Here is a 23,884-nt window from a genome sequence, read left to right on the forward strand (position 1 = left end):
GGCATGACACAGACCACGGGGCGACTGATCCGTCGGATGTTCTGGCGGCAGCGCCGCGACACCGCCCTGTGTGCCGCGTTCTGGTCGCTGCACCAGGTGTGCGAGGCCCTCGTCCCGGTGGCCATCGGTCTGGTCATCGACCAGGCCGTCGGAACCGGGTCGAGTGCGGCCATGGCCTGGTCCGTACTGGGCATCTTCGCGCTGTTCACCGCGCTCACCATGGGCTGGCGGTCCGGCTTCTGGTTCCTGTCCCGGGCGGTCACCCAGGTGTCCCACGAGTTGCGGATGCGGGTGGTCCGGCGCGTGGTCGGTGGGCAGGGGATCCGGACCAGCCGCCAGAGCGGGGAACTGCTCTCGATCGCCACCTCCGACACCCAGGCCGCCGCGGAACTTCTCGAACTGGGCACCCGGGGCGTGAGCGCGCTCATCGGTCTGACGGTGTCGACGGTGGTGTTGCTCCGGATCGACTGGCTGCTCGGGCTCGGTCTGGTGGTGGGCGTGCCGATCCTGGTGCTCGGGCTCAACGCGCTCGGGCCGGTCGTGGGCCGCCGCACCTCCGCCCAGCAGCAGGCGGTCGGCCGGGCCGCCGCCACGGCGTCGGACCTGCTGCGCGGGCTCCGACCGCTGCGTGGCTTCGGCGGCGTCGACGAGGCCGTACGCCGTTACCGCTCGGCCAGCCGGACCTCGTTGCGTGCCGGCGTCAGCACGGTCAAGGCCGGTGCCACGTTCATCGGCGCCTCCACCTTCACCACCGGCCTGCTGATCACCGTGGTGGCCGCGCTGGCCGGCTGGTTCGCCCTGGAGGGGCGGATCACAGTCGGGCAACTCATCACGATCGTCGGCCTGGCCACCTTCCTCACCGATCCGGTGCTCAACCTCGCCGACTGCGTCTTCCGGTTGGCCACGGCCCGGGCCAGCGCGGCCCGTGTGGCCGAGGTGCTCGCCGCCCCGGAGCGGGTGCCGTCCGGCACGCGTACGGCCCGGCCGGGGACGTTGACCTTCGACGCGGTGCACACCCCTGGCCTGGACGGCGTCGACCTCGTGGTGTCCCCCGGTGAGCTGCTCGGCATCGTCACCGGGGAGACCGGCACCGCCGACGACGTCACCGAACTGCTCGCCGGTGCCCGGTCGCCGGACCGGGGGGAGGTGCGCCTGGCCGGCACGCCGATGCGGGAGCTGGACGTCACCTCGCTGCGCCGGGCAGTGCTGGTCGAACCGCACGGGGTCGACCTGTTCGGCACCACCCTGCGCGAGGTGCTCCAGACCGGCGACGACCGGGACGACGCCGCCCTGCGTACCGCGATGACCTCGGCCTCCGTCGGTGACCTCCTCGCCGACGACGCCGGGTTCGACCGCGAACTGGTCGACCACGGTCTGAACCTCTCCGGCGGCCAGCGGCAACGGCTCGCCCTGACCCGCGCACTGCTGGCCGACCGGCCGGTCACCGTCTTCCGCGACCCGACCACGGCGATCGACGCGGTCACCGAGCACGCCATCGCCGACGGCATCCGCGCCCACCGGGCCGGCGACGGTCGGGCGACCGTGCTGGTCACCACCAGCGCACCGCTACTCGACCGCTGCGACCGGGTCGTCTTCCTCCGGGACGGGCGGGTGGTGGCCGTGGGACGCCACCGCGACCTGCTCGCCGAGTCGTCGTACGCGGAGGTGGTGCTGCGATGACCGCGATCCTGCCGGTCGCGTCCGGGCGGACGACGCTCACCGCCTTCTGGCGTGCGCTGCGCCGCTACCCGCTGCTGGCCTGGACCTCGATCGCGGCGGCCACGGCCGCGAGTGTCGCCGCCGTCGGCGTGCCCATCCTGCTCGGTCGGCTGGTCGACCTGGTGGTGACCGGCGGCACCGTCGAATCACTGCTGCTGACCTCGGGGCTGATCCTCGGCGCGGGCCTGGCCGCCGCGGCCCTCACCGGCGCCGCCAACTGGCTGGTCACCGAGTGGGGGATGCGCGCCTGCGCCGATCTGCGCGAGGAGGTGCTCGACCGGGCGCTGCGAATGGACGCGACCCGGTTGGAGAGCGCCGGGTCCGGTGACGTGGCCTCGCGGGTCACCGAGGACGTGGAGCGGGTGACCGACTCGGTACGGCTGGCGGCAGGGATCTTCACCGCGCTGGTCACCGTGGTCATCACCTTCGCCGGGTTCGCCACGCTCGACTGGCGCATCGCCGTGGCGTTCCTGGTCGTGTTCCCGGTGTACGTGCTGAGCCTGCGCCGCTTCGTGCCTCAGGCGAAACGGCTGTACGCCGCCGAGCGGGAAGCCGCCGCGGTGCGGACCCAGAGCCTGTTGACCACCTTCACCGGGGCCCGGACGGTGCACGCCTACGGGATGCAGGAGCGGCAGAGCCGACGGGTCGAGCAGACCTCCCAGCAGGCGGTCGTGGCGCGGCTGCGCGCGGTGCGCGGCTTCCTCTGGTTCGCGAACACGATGAACTACGCGGAGGCGCTCGGGCTGACCGCCGTACTGCTCACCGGTTTCCTCCTGGTGCGCGCGGGCGACAGCAGCGTCGGCGACGTCACCGCCGCGGCGCTGCTCTTCCACCGCCTCTTCGGCCCGCTCGGTCTGTTGCTGATCTCGTTCAACGACATCCAGTCGGCCGGTGCGGCGCTCGCCCGGCTGGTCGGCATCACCGGGCTCGACGTGCCCGCGACGCGGCCGACCGGACCGGTGCCGCAGCGGCGGCCGACCGGCATCACCGCCAAGTCGGTGTGGCACCGCTACCCCGGTGGTCCCGCCGTGGTGCGGGACGTCTCGATCGAGATCGCCGAGGGTGAGTCGTTGGCGATCGTCGGCGAGAGCGGCGCCGGCAAGACCACCCTCGCGGCCATCCTCGGTGGCGTCTTCCCCGCCGCCGAGGGCGAGGTGTGGCTGGCCGACCGCCCGATCGACGAGTTGCCGCCGGTCGAGCTGCGCCGCACCGTCGGCGTGGTCACCCAGGAGGTCCACGTCTTCGCCGGCACCCTCGCCGAGGACCTGCGGCTGGCCGCGCCGGACGCCACCGACGAGGATCTGCACGCCGCGTTGCGGCTGGTCGGCGCCGACCGGTGGGTCGACGCCCTACCGGACGGGCTGTCGACCCGGGTCGGCGACGGCGAACACCCACTCACGGCCGGTCAGGCGCAGCAGGTGGCGCTGGCCCGGATCGCCCTGCTCGACCCGCCGGTCGTCGTTCTCGACGAGGCCAGCGCCGAGGCCGGCAGCGCGGGCGCACGGGAACTCGAACAGGCCAGCGCCGCCCTGATCCGGGGCCGCACCGCCGTGGTGGTCGCGCACCGGCTCAGCCAGGCGCACACCTGCGACCGGATCGCGGTGATGGCGCACGGCCGGATCGTCGAACTCGGCGCGCCGGACGAGTTGGTGGCGGCCGGCGGCCGGTACGCCGAACTCTGGTCGGCCTGGCGACGCTGAGGCGCACCCGCCTCAGCCGCGGTGACCTGGAGGTGCTCCACGGCCACCTCCCGCCCGGCGACGCCGGCGACCAACCGGCCCACCTGATCATCGCGGTCACGCCGCCCGTCAACGGTTGCGCTCAGTGCGGTTGGGGCAGGTCGCTGCGCTAGGGTCGTCCGCGTGGACCTGGACGTCATCGCCACCCGTCTCGGCGTACCCGTCGAGGAGATCGAACGCGTACACCGACTCGCCGCTGACCACCCGTCGGCACCGGTGCCCGACAGAGCCGACGCGCCCGCGCTGCTCGACCGGCTCGCGGTACGCCCGGACGACGCCGCCGAGATCATGGCCGGCTGGCCCGACCCCGACTCCACACTGTGGACCCCGGAGCTACGCTGGCTGCTCGACCGCTCGATCGCCCTGGTCCGCGCCGACCTCGGCGGGCACGAATGGCTGCCGCCCGGGCCGGCGCTGCCGCGCGAGCGGGGCCCCGCCTGGCGACACCTCTACGTGTACGCGTACCTGGCCCTCGTCGACGTGGTCCGGGACTACCACCGCGACCACGACATCCCCGACGCCGTCTCCTGGGCGACCCTCGCCGACCTGGGCCGCAACCTCGCGATCGACCGGCGGATGCGCCGTGAGGGCTGGCCGGTGATGCAGAGCTGGTTGACGCTGCACGCCCGGGGCAGCGTCTACGAGTTGGGGCGGCTCCAGCACCACCGGGGCGTCGACGCCGTCAGCCTGCACATCCCCGAGTCGGGACCGCTCACCCCGGCGGCGATCGACGCGTCACTGGACGAGGCGCGGGAGTTCTTCCCGCGCCACTTCCCCGACGAGCACTACACGGACTTCGCCTGCGGATCGTGGCTGCTCGACCCGCAGTTGCGGGAGTACCTGCCCGAGGACTCCAACATCGTGAAGTTCCAGCGCCGGTTCGAGTTGGCGCCCTACGAGGAGCCGGAAGGGCTGGACGCCGACACCGAGGTGCTGCGCTTCGTGTTCCGCAGCCTGACCACACCACTCGACGAGCTGCCGCGCGACACCGTCCTCCAGCGCGCGGTCATCGACCACCTCAAGGCCGGTCGGCACTGGCAGTGGCGCAGCGGCCGGTTCCCGATGTAGTCCCAACGCCGTCCGGTCGGCACGGACCGGGCGCGGACCCCGAGTGGGATCCGCGCCCGGATGACGTACGACTCAGCTGACGGTGCAGGCCGCGCCGTTGAGGGTGAACGCGGTGGGTTTCGCGGCGTTGCCGGTGTGGGTGGCCTGGAAGCCGATGTTGACCGACGCGTTCGCGGCGATGGTGCCGTTGTACGACGCGTTCTGCGCGGTCACCTGTCCGGAGGACGGTGAGTAGCTGGCGTTCCAGCCGCCGGTGATGGTCTGCCCGCTGGGCAGCGTGAAGACCAGCGACCAACCGTTGATGGTGGAGCCACCGGTGTTGGTGATGGTGATCTCCTCGGTCAGTCCGTTGTTCCAGGCGTTGACCGTGGCGGTGACCCGGCACGCCCCGCCACCGGGTGGCGGCGTCGTCGGGCCCGGCGGCGGAGTGGTGTTCGGCGGTGGTGTCGTGTTCGGCGGCGGGGTGGTGTTCGGCGGTGGCGTGGTGCCGCTACCGAACTGGGTGAAGAAGCGCCAGGTCTCGCCCGGCAGCCAGGTCCGGGAGCCGCTGTCACCGGGCGCGCCGTCCTGCGGTGCGGCGATGTGTCCCTCGTCGAACGCCGCCCAGACCACGGGGTAACCGGACGCGCATCCGGAGTAGGTGGTGCTGCGGTGGGTGAGGCTGCCCTGCGAGGGTTCCGGCGGGTTCTGCGCGGTGCATCCGTTGTTGCGGACGAACCGGTCCCGCAGCGACCGCCCGTTGGAGATGTTGAGGACACTGTCCCGGATGCCGTGCGCCCCGAAGTAGGCGACCGGCTGGTTGCCGCCGCTGCATCCGCTCAACTGCGCACCGCCGTAGACGGCGACCGCCCGGAAGACGTTCGGCCGGGCACAGGCGAGGGCGTAGCTCATCGCGCCGCCGTAGCTGAACCCGAGCGCGAAACGCTGTGTGGTCTCGACGCAGAGGTCGTTCTCGATCTGCCGCAGCATGTCGTCGACGAAGGTGACATCCTCGCCGCCGGAGTTCGCCCAGCCACTGTTGAGGCCCTGCGGCGCGACGAAGATGGTGCTGTTGTTCGACAGGGGCAGCAGTCCGTAGTAGGCCCAGGTGTCGCGCTGCACCGTCTGGCCGGTGGCCACGTCGGTCGCCGAGCCGTTGAGCCAGTGGAACCCGAACACCAGCCGGTACGGGTGGTTGTTGTTGTAGTTGTCCGGCACCCGCAGGATGTAGCTGCGGTTCTTGCCGTTGCTCTGGATGGTGTGCGTACCGCTGCGCAAGGTGGGTGCCTTGCCGCAGCCGGCGGTCGCGGCCAGGATGCCGGACTGGGCGGCCGGCACGCTGCCGGGGTTCGCGGTGAGCACGGTGCCGGCGGCGGCCAACACCATCAGGGTCGAAAGCACGACCGGTCCGAAGATCGATCTACGCCTGGACATCGGGACTCCATTCCGCGCCCGCTGGGGACGCGCGGTGGTGCGGCACATCGCGGTGGTGGCGACGCCGGGAACGGCCGGCGCAACGCGCAGATGCGCCTGGATACGGTGCGGCACCGTCCCCGGGCTGTCAGGGTGGTGGGCGACCCAGGACGGCGGTCTCGACGTGTGCCATGGCTCCCGCGATGCGCCGTCAGCCGCCTGAGCTGTCGGCGTGACCGTCCCACACGGGCTCGCAGCGCACCGTCAACCGGCGTTGCACGCCTCGGCTCGCCTGGCCACCGGCCGGGCGGGGACGTCGGAGCGTGCCCTTCGCTCCTGCCCCGCAACCTAACCTGTGATCGATAACATCGCAAGATGTAAATAAATGGATCACCACGGGCAACTCCGACCGGCATAGCATGACTTCGATGGCCGCCTTCGTCCGGCGGTCCGGCCACCGAAGGGAGCCGCACGTGCGTCGATCCCCCCACCTGCTGGCACTGATCGGCCTCGGGCTCTCCGGCGCGCTGACATTGAGCGCGGCTCCGGCGGCGGCACGGCCCACACCCACCGTCCCCGGCATCGTCGTCGTCGACGGCATGACCCAACCGGTCTTCTCGCTCGCCGACGCGATCGAGGAACGGGTGTACGTCGAGACCACTGTCGACACCGACGACGACGGCCGACCCGACCGGGTGGCGATCGACATCTCCCGGCCCCGGGAGACCGCCACCGAGGGATTCAAGGTGCCGGTCATCTTCGAGCACAGCCCGTACCGCAAGGACGTCTGGTACGACGTGCCGTACCCGAGCGTGCTGGTGGACGAGCTGCCGCAGAACGGGATCGATCACCGGGGGAACCGGCGGACGTCCGATCCGGCGGTGCAGCGGGCGGCGGCGAAGGCCAACCTGCCCGGCACGCTGGACGACTACTACGTGCCCCGGGGATACGCGGTCGTGCTCGGCCAGAGCATCGGCACCGGCGACTCCGACGGCTGCCCGACCAGCGGAGACCAGGCCGAGACGCTCGGCACCAAGGCGGTGATCGACTGGCTGAACGGCCGGGCGCAGGGGTACGACGCGGCCGGGACGCCGGTGACCGCCGACTGGACCACCGGGGCGGTCGGCATGACCGGCGTCTCCTACAACGGCACCCTGCCCAACCAGGTGGCCGCCACCGGCGTCCCGGGACTGCGGACCATCGTGCCGGTGGCCGCCATCAGCAGCTGGTACGACTACTACCGCGCCAACGGTCTGGTGGTGGCGCCGGGGACGTACCAGGGTGAGGACACCGACGTGCTGGCCGGGTTCACCGCCGGTCAGACCCGGGCCGAGGGCCGCTGCGCCGCGGCGATCGCCGAGCTGACCAACCGGCAGGACCGGATCACCGGCGACTACTCCGCCTTCTGGCGCGACCGGGACCACCTCGACGCCCGGAAGGTCCGGGCCAGCGTGCTCGTCGTGCACGGCCTCAACGACTGGAACGTGAAGACCGAGCACTTCGCCGGCTGGTGGGACGAGTTGACCCGGCACCGCGTTCCGCGCCGGATCTGGCTGCACCAGGGCGGGCACGGCGGTCCGGGCAACACCGCCTCGGTGACCCTGCCCGACGGCCGCACCTGGACCTGGAAGCAGACCGAGAACCGCTGGTTCGACCACTGGCTGTGGCAGGTGCCCAACGGGATCATGGACGAACCGACCGCAGTGGTGCAGCGCGAGGACAGCACCTACACCACGTACGCCAACTGGCCCGACCCGGGCAGCCGGGAGGTCGCGCTGCGGCTGGCCGCCACCGACGCCACCCCCGGCGTACTGACCACCGGGAAGCCGCCGAGGAAACAGGTCGAGCAGCGCTTCGTCGACGAGGGTCGCACCATCCACCCGGACACGCTCATCGCCGCTCCGGACGCGACCAGCCCACACCGGCTGGCCTACCTCTCCCCCACGTTGGATCAGCAGGTCCGCATCTCCGGTCGCCCACAGGTGCGGCTCCGGCTGGCGATCGACAACAAGCCGGGCGCGAACCTCACCGCGTACCTGGTCGACTATGGCCCGCCCGGCTCGGACGCCGCGCCGACGGTGGTGACCCGGGGCTGGATGGACCCGCAGAACCGTCACAGCGCGTCGCGCACCGACCCGCTGCGCCAGGGCAAGCTGTACGACCTGCGGTGGACGCTGGAACCCAAGGACCACGTCTTCCCGGCGGGCCACCGGATCGGCCTGGTGGTCTTCTCCACCGACCAGGAGTACACCCTGCTGCCGCTGGGCGGCACCCGACTGCGCGTCGCGCCGCAGCACAGCGAACTACGCCTACCGGTGGTCGGCGGACGGACCGCCCTCGGTTTCTGACCCCAGCCGGTCGCGGGTGGTGCGTAGCCATTCTTGGACAGTTGCCGTCAGCGCCTGACAGGAACTGTCCAAGATTTCACATCCGCGCCGAGCGCTCGTGCCATTCGTGGGCGAGGATGGCGTAGGTGTAGCCGTCCACCCAGCCCAGCTCGGCGTGCCAGGAGTCCCCGACCCCGTGCTGCTCCCGGCGCATGCCGAGTTTCTCCAGGATCCGCACGGAGGCGAGGTTGTCGGCGAAACAACCAGCGGTGATCCTGCGAATACCCAGCTGGTCGAACGCGTGCGCCACCATCGCGGTGACCGCCTCTGTCGCATACCCACGCCCGCCGTACGCCGGATCGAAGACATAGCCGAGGAGCGCCTCCGTCCGCGGCGGCATACCGGGCTGGCCCATGCCGTCGACCACGTCGAACGAGACGGTGCCGATCACCGTGCCGTCGAGGGTCACAGCCACGCTGTGGTCGTTGGGATCATCGGCCGCGCGCCGCCACGACGCCCGGAAGCGCTCCGGGTCGACGTCGGTGCTGAGCAGCCAGTGCTTGACCTCCGGCAGGTTGCGGTACTCCAGGATCCGGTCGACGTCCGTGTCATCGACCGGACGAAGCACAAGGCGTTCGGTGACGAGGTGGGGCATCCTCGCATGATCGCAAGGCTGTCCAGGGAATTTCGCTCCATAGCCCAGGTCAAGGTCCGGAGGGCGGCCACGTGGCCAGCCCGGTGGGGGCGTCGGCGGCCGTGGCGCTCATCTCGATGAGCGGACGCTGCGAGGATGGCAGGCGCGAAATGACGGTGCGGTGCGCACAGTGGCTGTGGATGATGTCGGCGTGACCGAGACGGGCAACGGGTCTGCCGAGCAGCGCCTGTACGACACTGTGGCGCGCTGGAACGTCGACCCCGGGTACGGCCCAGCGGACATGATCCATGCCGCCTGCCAGGCGCTGGTCGACGGGCTGGACTCGCCGATGTTGCGCGAACTCGCTGGTGCTTCGGCGCGGGATCCATCCTGCGACATCTCCGAACTCGTGACCGAGTCGCTCAAGGAACTCGGGATCCCCGCTCCGGGTACTGTCCCCCCAGGCTTCGCCCCGGCGACCGGCGGAGGAGTCGCGCGCCGACCGGGCGTCGACTCGCTGCGTCTGGAGGTAGCGCCGACGCTCGAGGACGTAGGCGACGGATTCCAGGTGCAGGTCTACGTCAACGGTACGGAGATGACCTCGGCCGCAGCGGGACTCGGGATGGACCCGTACGAGATCTTTGTCCCCACCAATCATCTGGTGGCCACCGCCGAGCCGCGCACCGTTCCGATCGCCCGCTGCTCATGTGGCGTGTATGGCTGTGGGTCCACGGACGTCACCATCACTCGGGACGGAGAGCTGGTGCACTGGGACTGGTCGGGCGAGGCGCCCATGGCCCGCGGCGTCTCCTTCCCGGCCGTCGAGTACGACGTCGAGGTCGCCCGGGTGGCTGCGGATCATTCGTGGGAGACGGCAGATCGCACCGCCGGACGACTCGTCCTGACGGAACTGGACCGCGAACGGTTGCGCGCTCACGGCCTCGAAACCAGTTGGGTCGCCAACGACTACTGCGATGACGACGTGTTCCGGGTCGCCCTTCAGATCGACCGTGACTACCAGGTCTTCGTCGACACCCGGTGGCGTGGCCGTGGCCCCGAGGAGATGGCACGCGAGGTGTGCGCCACCTTGGCCCTTCCGCCCAGTGAGTGGCACGCCACCTGGCGCGCCATCAAGCCCGCCCTGACCAAGCCGCCGAAGATCGCGGGACGGTCCTGGCGACCGGCGCAGTTCTAACCGCCGGACAGGCCTGCCAGCCAGCGTTCCAACGCCTCGGGGGAGTCGAGCAACAGCACCGGTGGTCCGGTCGGATCGGCGTGCCAGGCCCGCAGCCGACGTCGTTCCCGGCCGAACTCGGTCACGTGCCACACCACGACCGAGTCGGTGGACAGCACGCTGCCCAGCGACTCACGGTTGCCGTTGCAGATCCGCTCACCCGTGGAAAGCCGGCGCAGCGTACGCCGCAGCAGCCACCGGAAGGACAGCCCGCGCGGGTAGTCCAGGCCGATGACCAGGTCCGCGCGGGCCAACGGCACATCGCGCCAACCGTGGTACGCCCCGTCGAGGATCCAGCGGTCCCGACGGCAGACGTCCTCGATCCGGCGGCGTTGCACCGGCACCGGCACCTCGACCCAGTTGGGTTCCCAGAGCATGTCGTCGACCGGGTACCAGGGCAACCCGAGTCGCTGGGACAGCCGCTGCGCCAGGGTGGACTTGCCGGAGCCGTGAACTCCGTAGATCAGGATGCGAGACAGCCTCTTGGTCATCGGGCGGCAGCCTAGTGCGGTTCCGCCATCGGCCCACCCGGGCGCCGGTGCACCGGGTCCGGGGCGGTCGGCTCATCGGCCGCCCCGGGACCGGCGTGTCAGCGGTTGGTGGTCAGGTCGCCGCAGTCGGTCTCGTCCGGCAGCAGCGGACGCAGCGTCACCGTCCACCGCTTGCCGTCGGACACCCACGGCGTGGCCGTATTCGCCGATGCCGCGGCGGTGAGCACCTGCTGCGCCTCGTCACCGGTCGCCGTGACACAACCCAACCCCGTACCCTCGGCGAGGTCGGCACCGGGCAGCGCCGGACCGGGCCAGGTCACCTCGGGCTGCTCCCCGGCGTCGGCGTTGGCGGCCCAGGGCTCGGCCACGGCCGCGACGGCGCTCGGCGCGTACGGCTGCTGGTCCGCCTGCGCGGCGGCCAGCGGGCCGGACTCGGCGGTCAGCGACTCGGCGAACTCGCGCAGCTTGTCCCGGCCCGCCCGCTGGTCGGCGGAGAGGCCGGTCGTCACGTCGCCGGACTCGGCGAGGGCGTACACCTCGAACTCCTCGGCCCCGTTGTCACCGAGCACGGTGAAGCGGGTGGAGGGTGCGTCGGATATCGGGGGCCTGCCCAGGTCGGCCCCGCTGCCCACCCCTGCGGCACGGGCCGCCTTGAGCAGCTCGTCGACCTCCGTGGCGCTGATCCTGCCCACCTGGAGGTTGGGCAGCGCCGGTCCCGGAAAGATCAGGTTGACCGGGCCCTGGGTGATCACACGGCCGTCGCCGTAGACGCTGATCATGGGCAGCCGGGTGGCGAGCATGGCCGGCGTGACGAAGCCGCCGGTGTGATCCATCCGGAACACCACCGTATCGGCGGAGTAGGACCGTTCGGGCGAGTCCGCCTCTCCCGAACCGGCGCCACCGGCCTGCTGGGCGCAGGCCGCGGACGTCAGCAACAGCAAGGGGACGACCGCGAGCCGCCCGCTTCGACGAATCCTCATGCCGATCCGACGTTGGCCGTCGCCGATCGGTTGCATCCGAACAGCACCGGGACCGGTGCCCGGTCACGACGGTGGACGAGGAGGTCACGGCAGGTTGATCGTGAACGCGGCGGTGTGCACCGCTCCGTCGACCTGGAAGTCGAGGAACGCCCGGTAACGACCGGTGCTCGGCGCGGTCAGCCAGAACGCGATGCCGCCGTCGACCAGCTCCGGTTCCGGGTGGACGTGCAGGTAGCCCAGGTCGCCCTCGCGCACCACGACCAGATGGCCGTACGCGCCCAGGTAGCGCTCCAACCGCACCGGCTCGGTCACCCCGTCGCGGGCGACGCGGAAGGTCACCGGAACCATCATGCCGATGGTGGGCGTACCGGCCATGGACACCGTGTACGGACCGACGCTCGCCTGCGGCTGCGCCGGCGGCAGTCCGGCCGGTTGGTAGCTGCCCGGCACCTCGTGGTCGACGCCGAGCACCAGCGGCAGTTCCCGGCTGTCGCCGGTGGTGACGGTGAAGTCGGCGTAGATGCGGTAACCACCGGGCCGGGCGAGGGTCAGCGGCACGCTCCAGGTGCCGTCGGCCGCCATGGTCGGGTGCAGGTGCTGGTATCCGCCGAGGTCACGACCGACCACGATCAGGTGCAGCGGCTTGCCGTGCACCACCGCGAAGCCGGTCACCGGCTGCCCGTCGACGCCCACGATCCGGAATCGGTAGTCGGTGGTCGCGCCGGCCGGTTGGGAGCGCAGCACCGGCTTCAGGGTGTACCCGGCGACGCTGACCGTCGTACCGGTGGCCTGGTCCTGAGCGTCGCCCGGATGCGTGTGCGGGCCGGTTCCCGGCGCGTGCTGGTGCCCGTCGCCGACCGCCACCGCCGGTGCGGTGTCCCGACCGCCGTCTCCTGGCGCGGTGCCCGACGGCGCGGCGGTGGGGCTGTCGGCGGCACCGATCCGGCCGAGGGCGAAACCGGCCACCAGCGCCACCACGAGTCCACCGACCAGCAATGCGGTACGCGTGTCGCCCAGCTGGGGCCGTCGACGCGGGGTCGCGCCGTCCGGCGTCGTGGCGGGATCGTTCGTCGTCGCCGGGCGGTCCGCCACCCCGGTGGCCGACGCGGGGGCGGCAGCCGCCGGTCGCTGGACAGGTTCCACCGCCGGGGCCGTCCGGGTGCCGCGCCGGGCCGTGGCGGCCACCGTCCGGCGTTTGTCCCCGCCGGGGGCGGGGGTGCGGCGCTTCTTGGTCGCACTGGCGGGCGTGCCACGGGGTCGGGCGGCACCGGTGCGACGTGTCGCCTTGCGGTTGGGCTGGACGCGGGCCGGTTGGAGCCGCCACCAGAGGAGACCGGCGACGACGGCCACCGCCACGACGACCCAGCCCAGCAGACCGCCGTTGTCCGGGTCGTCCGAGATGGGCGCAGCGGCTTCGGCCGTCGGCTCCGGTGTCGCCGGGGTGACCGGCGACGGGTCGGCACTCGTGCCCGGCGCGGCCTGCGGCTCGGAGTTCCCGTGCTGCTCGGCCGCGGCGAGCAGGGCCGGATCCGGCTGGCCGGTGGGCGGTCGCCAGTTCGGCGGGGCGGCCGTCGGCTTCCCGGTGTACCGGAAGGTGACGGAGCCGCGCACCGGGTCACCGTCCGAGGCCACCGACAGGTAGCTCACCGTGTACCGCCCGGTCGCCGGCAGATGCGCGAGCGTCACCACCGCCGGGAATCCGGTCGTGTACTCGTGTGGCTCGAACACGCCGTCGACCAGGAAGTACTCCCGCACCGGGCGGTCCAACTCACGGGGTTCGCCATGCGTCCACCCGGTGTCGACCCGCCCACCGCCGGGTGCGGTGACGGTGAAGTACGCGTCGTCGCGGACCCGCTCGGTGAAGTAGAGCCGTACCGCCGTCAGGGGTTCGCCGACCTTCGCGCCATCGGCCGGGGTGGACATCGCCAGGGTGCCGTGCGCCGACGCGGGTGTGGCGGCCCCGAGGACGACGACACCGGCCGCGAGGACCAGGGCGAGCAGGGCGGCGGCCACACGGGCAGGGCCCCGGGGGTGATGACGCATCGAATCATCCTCGCGATGGCGAGGTATCACGCAATAGGTAGCCATCTTTTTGTTCAGATGGGAAAAGTTCTGGACGGGATGACCGTTTCCATCGTGGAGCGACACGGGTCAGTCGGCGGTGAGCACGGACGTACGCCCCTCGGCGCGGGCCTGGTCGAGCAGCCGGGCGAGGTGTCGGCGACGTCGGCGCGCGATGGTCAACCACCCCAGGACCAGCACGCCGACCAGTGCCGTGAGGACGAGGTGCGGCCAGGGCACCGTCCAGACGGTCACCGTGGCGGTGGTCGGGCGGAGCTGCGCGCCGGCCGGATCACCGGAGACGATCGCCGGGGTCACCTCGACGGTGGTGGTGAGCCGACCCAGTCCCCACACCCCGCCGACCCGGGCCACGACCTGACGGGCGTCGCCCGGCATCAGTTCCGGCACCTCGACGGTGCCGCTGCGACCTCCCCGGCCGACCGGTTCGCCCACCGTCGCGGTGCCGCCTCCGGTCACCGCGACGTTTCCGGTGTTCCGCGCGGTGAAGCTCAGCCGGACCGCACCGGCGGTGAACGGATTCCACGACCTGTCGTACCTGACGGTCAGGTCGTCGACCTCGATCGCAGCGGTGACCGTCCCGCTGGTCCGCAGCATGACCCGGAACCCGACCCGGCTCTGCACCGCCACCGTCCCACCGGTGCTGGTCACCGTCGCGGCGACACCAGCCGGATGGTCCCCCGGTGTCGCGTCCGGTGGCACGGTGATGGTGAACGGCACCACCTTCGTCTGTTTCGCGCCCACGGTCACCCGCTCGGGCAGCGTGATCCAGGTCCCTCCGTCCACGGACTCCTGGCCGGCGGTGAGCATGTTGAACCGCCCCTTGTCGGTCAGGTAACCGTCGGCGGCCTGCAACGTGAACACCACCGCCGAGTCACTGAAGTTGCGCACCGCCAGGTGTTCGGTCAGCACCGCACCCGGATCCAGGGTGTGCTCGATCCACCGACGGCCGTCCGGGCCGCGCCCGTCCGCCGGCTGCACCGCCCAGGTCACCGCCGCGCCGGTCGGCTCCGCCGAGGCGGCGACCGGAGCGACGACCGAGGTGATCGACACGATGGTCGACAACGCGACCAACACGGCCCCCCGCCGTAGCAGAAGTCGGATCATCACAGTCCTTCGAGGTCGGCCGGGTACGAACCCGGGGGCCGCCGAGTGGCGGCCCCCGGACGGTGCGGCGGTCGGGCCGCCGCACCGGATGTCACTCGAACAGGGACAGGGTCAACGTGGAGGTGTACGAACCGGCCGCGACATCCGCCGGGGTACGCAGGAACAGCTCGGCGTCGACCGAGTACGCGTCCCCGGCCACCGTGCCCGAGGCGAACGTCGACACCAGTAGTTCCTGGTCGACCAGGCCCACGTTGTTGCCGGGTTGGGTCGGCTCGTCCAGCGCGGTCACGACCTCCTCGCCCGCGCTGACCAGGCCGGTGTCACCGCCGTCGAGCAACCGTGGCTTCCAGCCCAGGTGCTCGGCGCCGATCGACGGCTGACCGGCGCTGCCGACGAAGTCGGTCGCGCTGCCCAACACCGCCCACGCCGCACCCTCGGGCGTCCCGTCCGCCGTACGCGTGTCCGTCACGGTGACCGTCGGCAACCCGCCCACGAACTGGCGTACCAGCAGGGTCGACCCGTCCTCGGTCAACGCCACCGAGTCACCGGCGATCGACAACGCCAGCACCCCCGGCTCCTGGACCTCCTCGATGTCGACGGTGACCTTCACCTCGCCGCTGTCACCCGGCTCGGCCAGGGCCGGCGACGGCACCACCGCCGAACCGACCAGCAGGACACCCGCGGCCCCCGCCGCGACCATCCGGTTGCGCTTCCTTCTGCTCATCCGTTGCTCCAAGTGGTGTGTGGTGGATGGACCGGGTCAGGCGCCGCAGGTGACGGCGGGGTGCTCGACGGTACGCACGGTCGTGCCGGCGCTTCCGGCGGCGGTGACGCGGACGGTCGCCGTCCCGGCCGACACCGCTGCCGTACGCGTGTTGAACTGCTGGTACGCGTTGGCACCCGGTGCCACAGCGGTCACCGACCGCTGCCCGTACGCCGTCTCCAGGACCACGTCCACCGGCGTGTCGTGGTCGTTGCGCGCCTGCACCGCCACGTACGCGTTGCCGCCCACGCACCGCGCCTGGGCACTGACCGTCACCGGCAGTTCGGCACCGGCGGCGGCCTCGAAGGCCCACGTGTCGAGTTCGAAGAGGTCGACGCCCTCCGGCCCGGTGTAGGTGAAGTACACGTCGTGCACACCCGCGACACCGCTGAGTTCGGCGGTCAACTCCGTCCACTCACCCACCGGCGCGTCGACCGGGATCGTGGCGACCACCGGCGCGGTGACCTCGTCGAGGCGGACCTGGATCGCCCCGCCGCTCGCCAGCGGCCGTACCTTCGCCGTCACGCTGCGGGCTCCGTCACCGAAGTCCACCGACGACAGGGCGGTCCAGTCGCCGTTGTCGATGTCGCCGACCACCAGGTTCGGCGTACCGTCACCGAACTGGCTGGACCCGCCGTCGACCTTCCTGGTCGCGATGCCCTTGCTCCAGCCGAAGGTCTCCGCCTCGAACACCCGGTACGGGTCGAAGTCACGGACCTGGTCGACACCGGCGTAGGTGCCCACCACCTGCTGGATCGTGCCGTCCGGGTTGAAGGTCAGCTCCTGGATGTGCGGGCTGCGGTACCCCTGGGTGGTGTCGCCGTTGATCCGCTTGTTCAGCGTCGGGGCGTGGTACGTGAAGTAGTACCGGCCCTCGAACTCGAAGACCGACTGGTGGTTGTTGCCACCGGTGCCGGCGCCGAAGAACTGCGACTGGTTGGGGAACAACACGCCCGCGTAGGTCTCCTTCGGCCATTCCATCGGGTCGTCGGAGATGAGGTAGCCGATCTGACCACCTCCCGGGTAGCCGGGCAGCGGCGTCTGGTTGCCGCCGAAGTCGTTGCCACCGAAGTGCGAGGAGTACGACAGGTAGTACTTGCCGTCCCGCTCGAAGACGTGGGCCGCCTCGAAGGCAACGGGTGCGTCGACCACTGCCGCCGTACCCTCGGTCGACACCATGTCGTCACCGAGCCTGATCGCCCGCAGGTTCTTCGGGTTGTTGAAGCGCTCGGCCGGCGGCATGCTCGTCGACGCGGGACCACCACCGAAGTAGAGGTACGGCTCCCCGTCGGCGTCCACGAACGGCGCCGGATCGAACTTCCAGGCCACGTCCTCCGCGCCGGGAGTGCGGCCGTCGATCAGCGTGCTGGTGCGTTCGCTGCGCCACGGCCCGAGGGGCGAGTCGCCGGTGATCACGTTGCTGGAGCCGCCACCGTTGGCGTAGTAGAGGAAGAACTTCTCCTGCCCGTCGACCACCTTGCGGGCCATGCCGGGCGCCCACGAGTTGTTGGTGAACGGCGCCACCCCGTTCGGACCCGCCACCTGGATCTCGCCGTGGTCGGTCCAGTTCACCAGGTCGGTCGAGGAGATCACGGTGATCTGGTTGATGTCGCCGTAGTTGATGCCCGGGGAGACGCCGGTGGCCGGATCGGGCGCGTAGCCCTGGGTGTCGTTGGTCAGGTACAGGTAGACCCGACCGTCGTGCACGAAGCCGAAGCCGTCGGCACCGAACTTGTGCCCGATCAAGGGGTTGTGCTCACCGGGCAGCTTGCCGACGACCTCGATGGTCTTCGACGGTGGGGGCGGGGGTTCCGCACCGACCACCGACACGCTGTCCAGGGTGAAGTCCATCAGGTGCAGGTCCGGGTCCGTGGACGGCGTGCTCGTCCACGGCGTCTCGAAGAACAGCCGGGCCGTCGACACGCTCTGTCCGGCGGGGATGGTGAAGGTTCCGTCGAACTGCGCCCACTGTCCCTTGGTCGCCACCACGCTGACGAGGTTGGTGTAGTTCGCGGCACCGTAGTGCATCGTGGCGAAGAACTGCTTCGTCGCCGGCCCGTTCGGGTTGTCGTACTTGATCCGGGCCGTCAGGGCGTAGGTCTGTCCGGCCTGCACCCGGCCGCTGAGGTCCTGCATCGGGCCGGACCCGGTCGTGGTCCGGTCGGTGACGAGGACGGCGCTCGATCCCGAGTGGGCGTCGGACGTGAGCGACAGCGTGGCGCTGTCGGTCGCGTTGCCGTTGTTGACGAACCAGCCGGTGAGCCCGTCCTCGAATCCGCCGTTGACGATGAGTTCGGTGTCGTCGGCCTGGGCCGGCGACGCGGCGACTAGCCCCGTGGCCAGCATGAGCCCGACCGTGACGAGAGCGGCGGCCCGTCTCACGGGCGCCCTTCGCACGCGATGTGTCACTGACATCCTCCTTGATCACTGCGGTGGATCCGGGGGTTCGGTGCCGACCTCAGCCCCTGCCGGACGTCGGGACGGCCGGATCAGCAGGTGGCGGCCGGGTGGTTCGCGGTCCGCACGGTGGTCACCGCCCGACCGTCGACCGCTCCGCTCACCCGCACGGTCACGGTGCCGGCCGGCACCGCCGCCGACCGGGTGGTGAACTGCTGGTAGGCGTGGGCGCCTGGCGCGACCTCCGGCACCGACCGCCGGCCGTACGCGGTCTCCAGCACCATGTCGACCGGGGCGTCATGGTCGTTACGGGCCTGCACCGCCACGTACGCGCTGCCGCCGACGCAGCGTGCCTGCGCGCTGACCGTCACCGGCAGCTCGGCCCGGAGTACGCCGAGTCGGGCGAGCTGGTAGCTCAGTGCCCGCTCCGGTGCGTCGATCTGGTTCTGGGTGCCGAAGCCACGCTCCCGCGCCGCCTGCGCCTCGGCCAGCCGGGCGCGCATCGCGGCCCACGCGTCGGTCGGGTAGTCGGCCTCGTCCAGCGTGTCGGCGTACGCGATGGCGGCGTCGAGCCGGCTGGTGTCCAGAGGTCGGCCCTGCGCCGTCAACGTGTCGCTGAGCAGGAAGTGGTCGAAGTCGACGTGCCCGCCGGTCTGCTGGGTCGCGTAGTTGAACAGACCGACCCGGTGCCCCATGAAGTGGGCGAGGCTGCCGTCCAGCGTCTGCGGGCCGACCCGACTGCCCAGCTGCGACCAGCTGCGGCCGTCGAGGCTGTAGTGGAAGGTGGTCCAGAGCTGACCGGTCGGCGCGGCGAAGTCCAGGTCCGCCTTCAGGTGCACCTCGGTCGCCTCGCCGAGCGGCGCGGTGCTGCCCGGCAGGAACTCCTCCAGTGTCGCCTGGTCCAGGTCGACCGCGAACGGCTGCCCCCGGTTCACCACGCCGATGGTGTTGACGCCGCCGGTGCGCTTGACCGCGACGTAGGAGAAGCCCCGGTTGTAGGCGGCGAGTCCGGCGACGTCGCCGTCCTTCATCCCGGAGACGTCCAGCTTGGTCTCCACCGACTGCCGGGGCCCGAACGTACGCTGCGACAGGGTGTTGCGGGCCTCCTCGAACCAGGCGAGTTCGGCCCGGTTGGCGAGCTTGGTGTAGACGTAGTCGCCGGTGACCACCGTGCCGGTGGTCAGTCGCAGCCATCCGGTGCGGTCGGTCAGCGACCAGTACCGGTTGTCCGGGGCGTGGTTCCACTGCCACGCCAGGTCCAGCCGCGACCCGTTCGGCGCGATCTCCGCCTCGCCTCCCGGTGGCGGCGTCCACTGTTCGTCCAGGTAGGGCTTGTGCGGCGCGTCGTTGGCGAAGTCGTCCGAGGCCACGATGCTCTGCTGCCGGGCGAACAACTCCTCGGCGGGGCTGAGCCGGATCGGTTTGGCGAAGGTGCCGTCCACCGCCACCACCCCGTCGGCGCCGAAGGTCGGCCAGCCGTCGGACCAGGTGGCGGGGATGAGCGCCGGGATCCGGCCGACCGGGAAGGTGTCCCGGAAGAACATGCCGTACCAGTCGGTCGCCCCGCCGTCCCGCGCGATCGGGACCAGGCTGCCCTGCGCGAAGCCGTTGGAGTTGAGCACTCCCCGCGCCTCGTAGGTGTTCACCCCGCCGGGCGCGGTGTAGCGCCCGAGCAGTTCCCGGGAGCGGAACATGACGACCTGTCGGCCCTGGCCGGAGGGCCAGGTGATGATCACCGCGTAGTACCAGCCGTCGATGTGGTAGAACTGCGCGCCCTCGAACAGCCCGCCGATGAACGGCTGGCCGGCGTAGTCGTTCGCGGTGAAGATGTTCGGGTAGTCAGCGGTGATCGCGGTCAGGGTGGAGTTGAGCCGTACCGCGCTGGTCCCGCCGGAGCCGTGGAAGATGTACGGCGTACCGTCGACGTCGAAGAAGAGCGAGGGGTCGTGCAGGCCCCGGCCCAGCGCGGTGCGCTGCCACGCGCCGTTCTCGATGTCGTCGGTGCGGTAGATGTACGCGCCACCGAGGTTGTTTGTGTTGAACACGACGTAGAAGACGCCGTCGTGGTAGCGCAGCGACGAGGCCCACTGGCCCTGCCCGTACGAGTTCTGTCCGTTGCGCAACGAGAACGCGTCGCCGACGCTCGCCCGGTTGAACACGTAGTTGACGATCTCCCAGTTCACGAGATCGTAGGACTTCATGATCGGCGCACCCGGGCTGAGGTGCATCGTCGTGCTGATCATGTAGTAGACGTCGCGGCCCTCGGCGTTCTCGGCGGCCGGCACCCGCTCCACGCTGATGTCCGGCACGTCGGAGCGCAGCAACGGCACGCTGTAGGTGCCGTCGCCTCGATCGGTCGAGGTGTACGACGACGGTGGTGACCATTCCTCGGCGGCGTGTGCCACCGCGCCCGGCGAGATGGCGGCGGCGCAGAGGAGTACGCCGGTCACCACCAGGGGGATCCGTCGTGGTGAGCGTGGGGTGGGAGAGCCGTCAGGCACCTGCATGGCGGGGCTCCAGACGCGAGTGCTTCGGGAAGCCTCCATGCTGTTAGCGCTAACATCGATCGTCAAGACCTTGGCCGAGATCGATTTGAAATATCTGAGAAACAGGCACTCGGCACGCACCCCCGACGGACATGCCCCGTCCAGGTATCGCAGTTGCCGTCTGAATCCATGGATCAGCCCGCAGATCCTAGGCTTTCCCATCCGCCAGGCTTGCGGATGCATCCCGTAAGGTGTGCGCCGTGACGATGTTTCGCATGGGCGAGGCGGCAGACCTGCTCGGCGTCAGCCCGGACACGGTGCGTCGGTGGGTCGACGCCGGCAGGCTCGCCGCCACCCGCGACGACCAGGGACATCGGGTGGTCGACGGCGTCGACCTGGCTGCCTTCGTACGGGCACAGGCCGGCGACCCGGACGACCGGGCCGACGAGTCGTCGGCCCGTAACCGGCTGCGGGGCATCGTCACGGCCGTGGTCAAGGACGGCGTGATGGCCCAGGTGGACATCCAGGCCGGTCCGTTCCGGGTGGTGTCGCTGATGAGCCGCGAAGCCGTCGACGACCTGGGACTGGCAGTCGGCTCGGTGGCGATCGCGGTGATCAAGTCGACCACCGTCGTGGTGGAGCGGCCCACGTCCCATCCGGACACCAGAAGGAACGGCTCGTGACGGTACGCAGGCTAGCCCTCGCCGCCGTGGCGATGGCCGGGCTGGTCGGCTGCGGTGCAGGTCAGACCGTTCCGCAGGGCGACGCCGTGACCGGCGACGTCACGGTCTTCGCCGCCGCGTCGCTCACCGAGCCGTTCACCCGGATCGGCGAGGACTTCGAGGCGGCGAACCCCGGCGTCCGGGTCACGTACAGTTTCGCCGGCAGCTCCACCCTCGCGGCGCAGATCGACCAGGGCGCACCGGCGGACGTCTTCGCCGCGGCCTCGCCGGACACCATGACCACCGTCACCGACAGCCACGACCACGACCCGAAGGTCTTCGTCCGCAACCGACTCGTGATCGCGGTGCCCGACGGCAACCCGAACGGCGTGAGCGGTCTGGCCGACCTGGACCGGCCGGGGGTCAAGGTCGCGCTCTGCGCCCCACAGGTCCCCTGTGGCGCTGCGGCGGTGCGGGCCCTCGCCGCCGCCGGGGTGGACCTCACCCCGGTCACCCTGGAACGGGACGTGCGGGCGGCGCTGTCCAAGGTGCGCCTCGGTGAGGTCGACGCGGCGCTGGTCTACCGCACCGACGCGCAGGCCGTTGCCGCCGACGTCGACGGCATCGAGTTCCCCGAGTCGGCCAGCGCGATCAACGACTATCCGATCGTCGTGTTGGGCAACGCCCCCAACAAGCCGGCCGCCCGAGCGTTCGTCGACCACGTACTCTCCGACGCGGGTCAGGCCGTCCTCGCCGCCGCCGGATTCCAGGCCCCGTAGGCGATGTCCCGACGCGACGCCGTGGCGGCGCGAACCGACCGGTCGACGCCGCCACCACGACCCAGACACACCAGCCGGGTGCCGGTCGCGTTGCTGCTGCCCGCCGCCCTCGGCCTGCTCTTCCTGGTGCTCCCCCTGGTCGGGTTGCTGGTTCGGACGCCGTGGAGCACGCTGCCGCAACGACTCACCGAGCCGGGGGTGCTCACCGCGCTGCGGCTGTCCGTGCAGGCGGCCACCCTCGCCACCCTGCTGTCGCTCGTCCTCGGGGTGCCCCTGGCCTGGCTGCTGGCCCGCGTCGAGTTCCCCGGACGCCGCCTGGTGCGTGCCCTGGTCACCGTGCCGCTGGTGTTGCCGCCGGTGGTCGGCGGGGTGGCGCTGCTGCTCGTCTTCGGCCGGCGGGGCATCCTCGGCAGCTGGCTCGACAGCACCTTCGGGGTCAGCCTGCCGTTCACCACGGCCGGTGTCGTGCTCGCCGAGGCCTTCGTCGCGATGCCGTTCCTGGTGGTCGCCGTCGAGGGCGCGCTGCGCGGCGCGGACGTCCGGTACGAGGAGGCCGCCGCCACCCTCGGCGCCGGCCGTTGGACCACCTTCACCCGGGTGACGCTTCCGCTGGTCGCGCCGGGCGTCGCCGCCGGCGCGGTGCTGTGCTGGGCCCGGGCGCTCGGCGAGTTCGGCGCCACCATCACCTTCGCCGGCAACTTCCCCGGCCGTACCCAGACCATGCCCCTCGCGGTGTACCTCGCCCTCGAAACCGACCTGGAGGCGGCGATCGTGCTCAGTCTCGTCCTGCTCACCGTCTCGGTGGCGATTCTGGCCAGTCTCCGCGACCGCTGGCTCGGCAGCCGGTGACCGCCGAGACGGGCAAGCCCGCTGCCGTACCGGCATTCGGCGACGCGGTGCTCGACGCCCGCCTGGTCGTGGACCGGGGGGCCTTCCGACTCGACCTGCCGCTGACCATCGGCCCCGGAGAGGTCGTCGCCCTCCTCGGGCCCAACGGTGCCGGCAAGACCACCGCGCTGCGTGCCCTCGCCGGCCTGCTCCCCCTCACCGCCGGACATCTCCGTCTCGCCGGACGTCACCTGGACCACCCCGACCGCCGGGTCTGGATCCCGGCCGAGCAGCGCGGCATCGGTGTCGTCTTCCAGGACTACCTGCTCTTTCCCCACCTCAACGCGCTGGACAACGTCGCGTTCGGACCGCGGCGCCAGGGGCTGAGCCGACACCGAGCGCGACAGCGGGCGGCACGGTGGCTGACCCGGGTCGGCCTCGCCGAACACGCCCGCCGCAAGCCCCGACAGCTCTCCGGTGGGCAGGCCCAACGCGTGGCCCTGGCCCGTGCCCTCGCCGTCGAACCGGCACTGCTGCTGCTCGACGAGCCGCTCGCCGCCCTCGACGCCCGCACCCGGCTCGACACCCGCGCCCAACTTCAGCACCACCTCGGCGGGCACACCGGTGCCACGCTGCTGGTCACCCACGACCCGATCGACGCCGTCGTGCTCGCGGACCGGCTCGTCGTCATCGAGGACGGCCACCTGGTGCAGGAAGGCGACGTCGCGACCGTGATCGACCAGCCGCGCACCGACTTCGTCGCCCGCCTGGTCGGCCTCAACCTCCACCGGGGGCACGCCGACGGGCACCGGGTCCGGGTCACCGACGGGTTCCACCTCGTCGTCGGCGACCGGCACACCGGTGACGTCTTCGTCGCCTTCACGCCGTCGACGGTGGCGCTGCATCCCCGTCGTCCCGACGGCGGTACGCACAACACCTGGCCGGCCACCGTCACCGGCATCCAACGCCACGGCGACCACCTGCGGGTCCAGCTCGCCGGCCCGGTCGCCGTGACCGCCGACATCACTCCGGCCGCCGCCGCGCGGCTGACCCCGAGACCCGGGCAGACACTCTGGGCCACCGTGGACGCCGCCGGGACACGGGTCTACCCGGCCACGCCGACACCCCGGGCCGAAGCTTGAGCCGGTCACCCAGGCCGAAGCCCGAGCCGGTCGGGGCGACCAGGGCGAGCAGACCGG

18 protein-coding genes are annotated in these 23,884 nt (G+C 71.3%); 9 read left to right on the forward strand and 9 right to left on the reverse strand.

Annotation, left to right across the window (positions count from 1 at the left end):
* The first annotated feature begins 3 nt into the window (after positions 1 to 3).
* The 3 genes from FF096_RS10160 (at position 4) to FF096_RS10170 (ending at position 4,526) form a co-directional block, all read left to right on the forward strand.
* Positions 4 to 1,680 carry an ABC transporter ATP-binding protein gene (locus tag FF096_RS10160; RefSeq protein ID WP_155216627.1) on the forward strand — a complete coding sequence of 559 codons (1,677 nt, stop codon included), beginning with the start codon at positions 4 to 6 and terminating at the stop codon, positions 1,678 to 1,680.
* Positions 1,677 to 3,419, forward strand: a complete 1,743-nt coding sequence (locus FF096_RS10165; RefSeq protein WP_155216629.1) for an ABC transporter ATP-binding protein — start codon at positions 1,677 to 1,679, stop codon at positions 3,417 to 3,419. Before FF096_RS10160 ends, FF096_RS10165 begins: the two co-directional genes overlap by 4 nt.
* Before the next feature lie 162 nt (positions 3,420 to 3,581).
* Positions 3,582 to 4,526, forward strand: coding sequence for an acyltransferase domain-containing protein (locus FF096_RS10170; RefSeq protein ID WP_309223024.1), 945 nt, complete (start codon positions 3,582 to 3,584; stop codon positions 4,524 to 4,526).
* 72 nt (positions 4,527 to 4,598) lie between these two features.
* On the opposite strand, the gene FF096_RS10175 is transcribed toward FF096_RS10170, so the two are convergent.
* Positions 4,599 to 5,939, reverse strand: a complete 1,341-nt coding sequence (locus FF096_RS10175; RefSeq protein ID WP_155216631.1) for a cellulose binding domain-containing protein — start codon at positions 5,937 to 5,939, stop codon at positions 4,599 to 4,601.
* Positions 5,940 to 6,391: 452 nt separating this feature from the next.
* On the opposite strand from FF096_RS10175, the gene FF096_RS10180 reads away from it, so the two are divergent.
* Positions 6,392 to 8,266, forward strand: coding sequence for a Xaa-Pro dipeptidyl-peptidase (locus FF096_RS10180; protein WP_309223025.1), 1,875 nt, complete (start codon positions 6,392 to 6,394; stop codon positions 8,264 to 8,266).
* Positions 8,267 to 8,342: 76 nt separating this feature from the next.
* Here FF096_RS10180 and FF096_RS10185 read toward each other — a convergent pair whose 3' ends face one another.
* Positions 8,343 to 8,900 (reverse strand): GNAT family N-acetyltransferase, encoded by a 558-nt coding sequence (locus tag FF096_RS10185; protein WP_155216635.1) that lies wholly within the window; start codon positions 8,898 to 8,900, stop codon positions 8,343 to 8,345.
* Between the two features lie 190 nt (positions 8,901 to 9,090).
* On the opposite strand from FF096_RS10185, the gene FF096_RS10190 reads away from it, so the two are divergent.
* The gene (locus FF096_RS10190) at positions 9,091 to 10,074 is read left to right on the forward strand and encodes a hypothetical protein (protein ID WP_309223026.1); all 984 of its coding nucleotides are present in this window, start codon (positions 9,091 to 9,093) and stop codon (positions 10,072 to 10,074) included.
* Here FF096_RS10190 and FF096_RS10195 read toward each other — a convergent pair.
* The 7 genes from FF096_RS10195 to FF096_RS10225 form a co-directional block, all read right to left on the reverse strand.
* Positions 10,071 to 10,604 (reverse strand): AAA family ATPase, encoded by a 534-nt coding sequence (locus FF096_RS10195; protein WP_155216637.1) that lies wholly within the window; start codon positions 10,602 to 10,604, stop codon positions 10,071 to 10,073. The genes FF096_RS10190 and FF096_RS10195 overlap by 4 nt on opposite strands.
* 98 nt (positions 10,605 to 10,702) lie before the next feature.
* Positions 10,703 to 11,584, reverse strand: a complete 882-nt coding sequence (locus FF096_RS10200; RefSeq protein WP_155216639.1) for a hypothetical protein — start codon at positions 11,582 to 11,584, stop codon at positions 10,703 to 10,705.
* A gap of 84 nt (positions 11,585 to 11,668) precedes the next feature.
* Complete coding sequence (locus tag FF096_RS10205; RefSeq protein ID WP_155216641.1) at positions 11,669 to 13,627, reverse strand: copper resistance CopC family protein; 1,959 nt, start codon at positions 13,625 to 13,627, stop codon at positions 11,669 to 11,671.
* Positions 13,628 to 13,735: 108 nt separating this feature from the next.
* A complete protein-coding gene (locus FF096_RS10210; protein WP_155216643.1) occupies positions 13,736 to 14,770 on the reverse strand; it encodes a hypothetical protein in 1,035 nt (344 codons plus the stop codon).
* Between the two features lie 91 nt (positions 14,771 to 14,861).
* The gene (locus FF096_RS10215; RefSeq protein ID WP_155216645.1) at positions 14,862 to 15,494 is read right to left on the reverse strand and encodes a hypothetical protein; all 633 of its coding nucleotides are present in this window, start codon (positions 15,492 to 15,494) and stop codon (positions 14,862 to 14,864) included.
* Between the two features lie 36 nt (positions 15,495 to 15,530).
* Entirely contained in the window at positions 15,531 to 17,879 is a 2,349-nt protein-coding gene (locus tag FF096_RS10220; protein WP_230462436.1) for a family 43 glycosylhydrolase, read from the reverse strand.
* A gap of 143 nt (positions 17,880 to 18,022) precedes the next feature.
* Entirely contained in the window at positions 18,023 to 20,437 is a 2,415-nt protein-coding gene (locus FF096_RS10225; protein ID WP_155216649.1) for a family 43 glycosylhydrolase, read from the reverse strand.
* Between the two features lie 239 nt (positions 20,438 to 20,676).
* Between FF096_RS10225 and FF096_RS10230 the strand changes: the two genes are divergently transcribed.
* From FF096_RS10230 to FF096_RS10245, 4 genes are read left to right on the forward strand one after another with little or no spacing between them, the layout of a single operon-like run.
* Entirely contained in the window at positions 20,677 to 21,099 is a 423-nt protein-coding gene (locus tag FF096_RS10230) for a TOBE domain-containing protein (RefSeq protein ID WP_309223027.1), read from the forward strand.
* A 32-nt stretch (positions 21,100 to 21,131) separates the two neighbouring features.
* Positions 21,132 to 21,857 carry a molybdate ABC transporter substrate-binding protein gene (gene modA, locus FF096_RS10235; protein WP_155216991.1) on the forward strand — a complete coding sequence of 242 codons (726 nt, stop codon included), beginning with the start codon at positions 21,132 to 21,134 and terminating at the stop codon, positions 21,855 to 21,857.
* 3 nt (positions 21,858 to 21,860) lie between these two features.
* The gene (locus FF096_RS10240) at positions 21,861 to 22,706 is read left to right on the forward strand and encodes an ABC transporter permease (protein WP_155216651.1); all 846 of its coding nucleotides are present in this window, start codon (positions 21,861 to 21,863) and stop codon (positions 22,704 to 22,706) included.
* Complete coding sequence (locus FF096_RS10245) at positions 22,703 to 23,827, forward strand: ABC transporter ATP-binding protein (RefSeq protein WP_309223029.1); 1,125 nt, start codon at positions 22,703 to 22,705, stop codon at positions 23,825 to 23,827. Before FF096_RS10240 ends, FF096_RS10245 begins: the two co-directional genes overlap by 4 nt.
* The last annotated feature ends 57 nt before the right edge of the window (positions 23,828 to 23,884 follow it).

The sequence above is a fragment of the Micromonospora sp. CP22 genome, from assembly GCF_009712475.1.
Lineage (GTDB): Bacteria > Actinomycetota > Actinomycetes > Mycobacteriales > Micromonosporaceae > Micromonospora.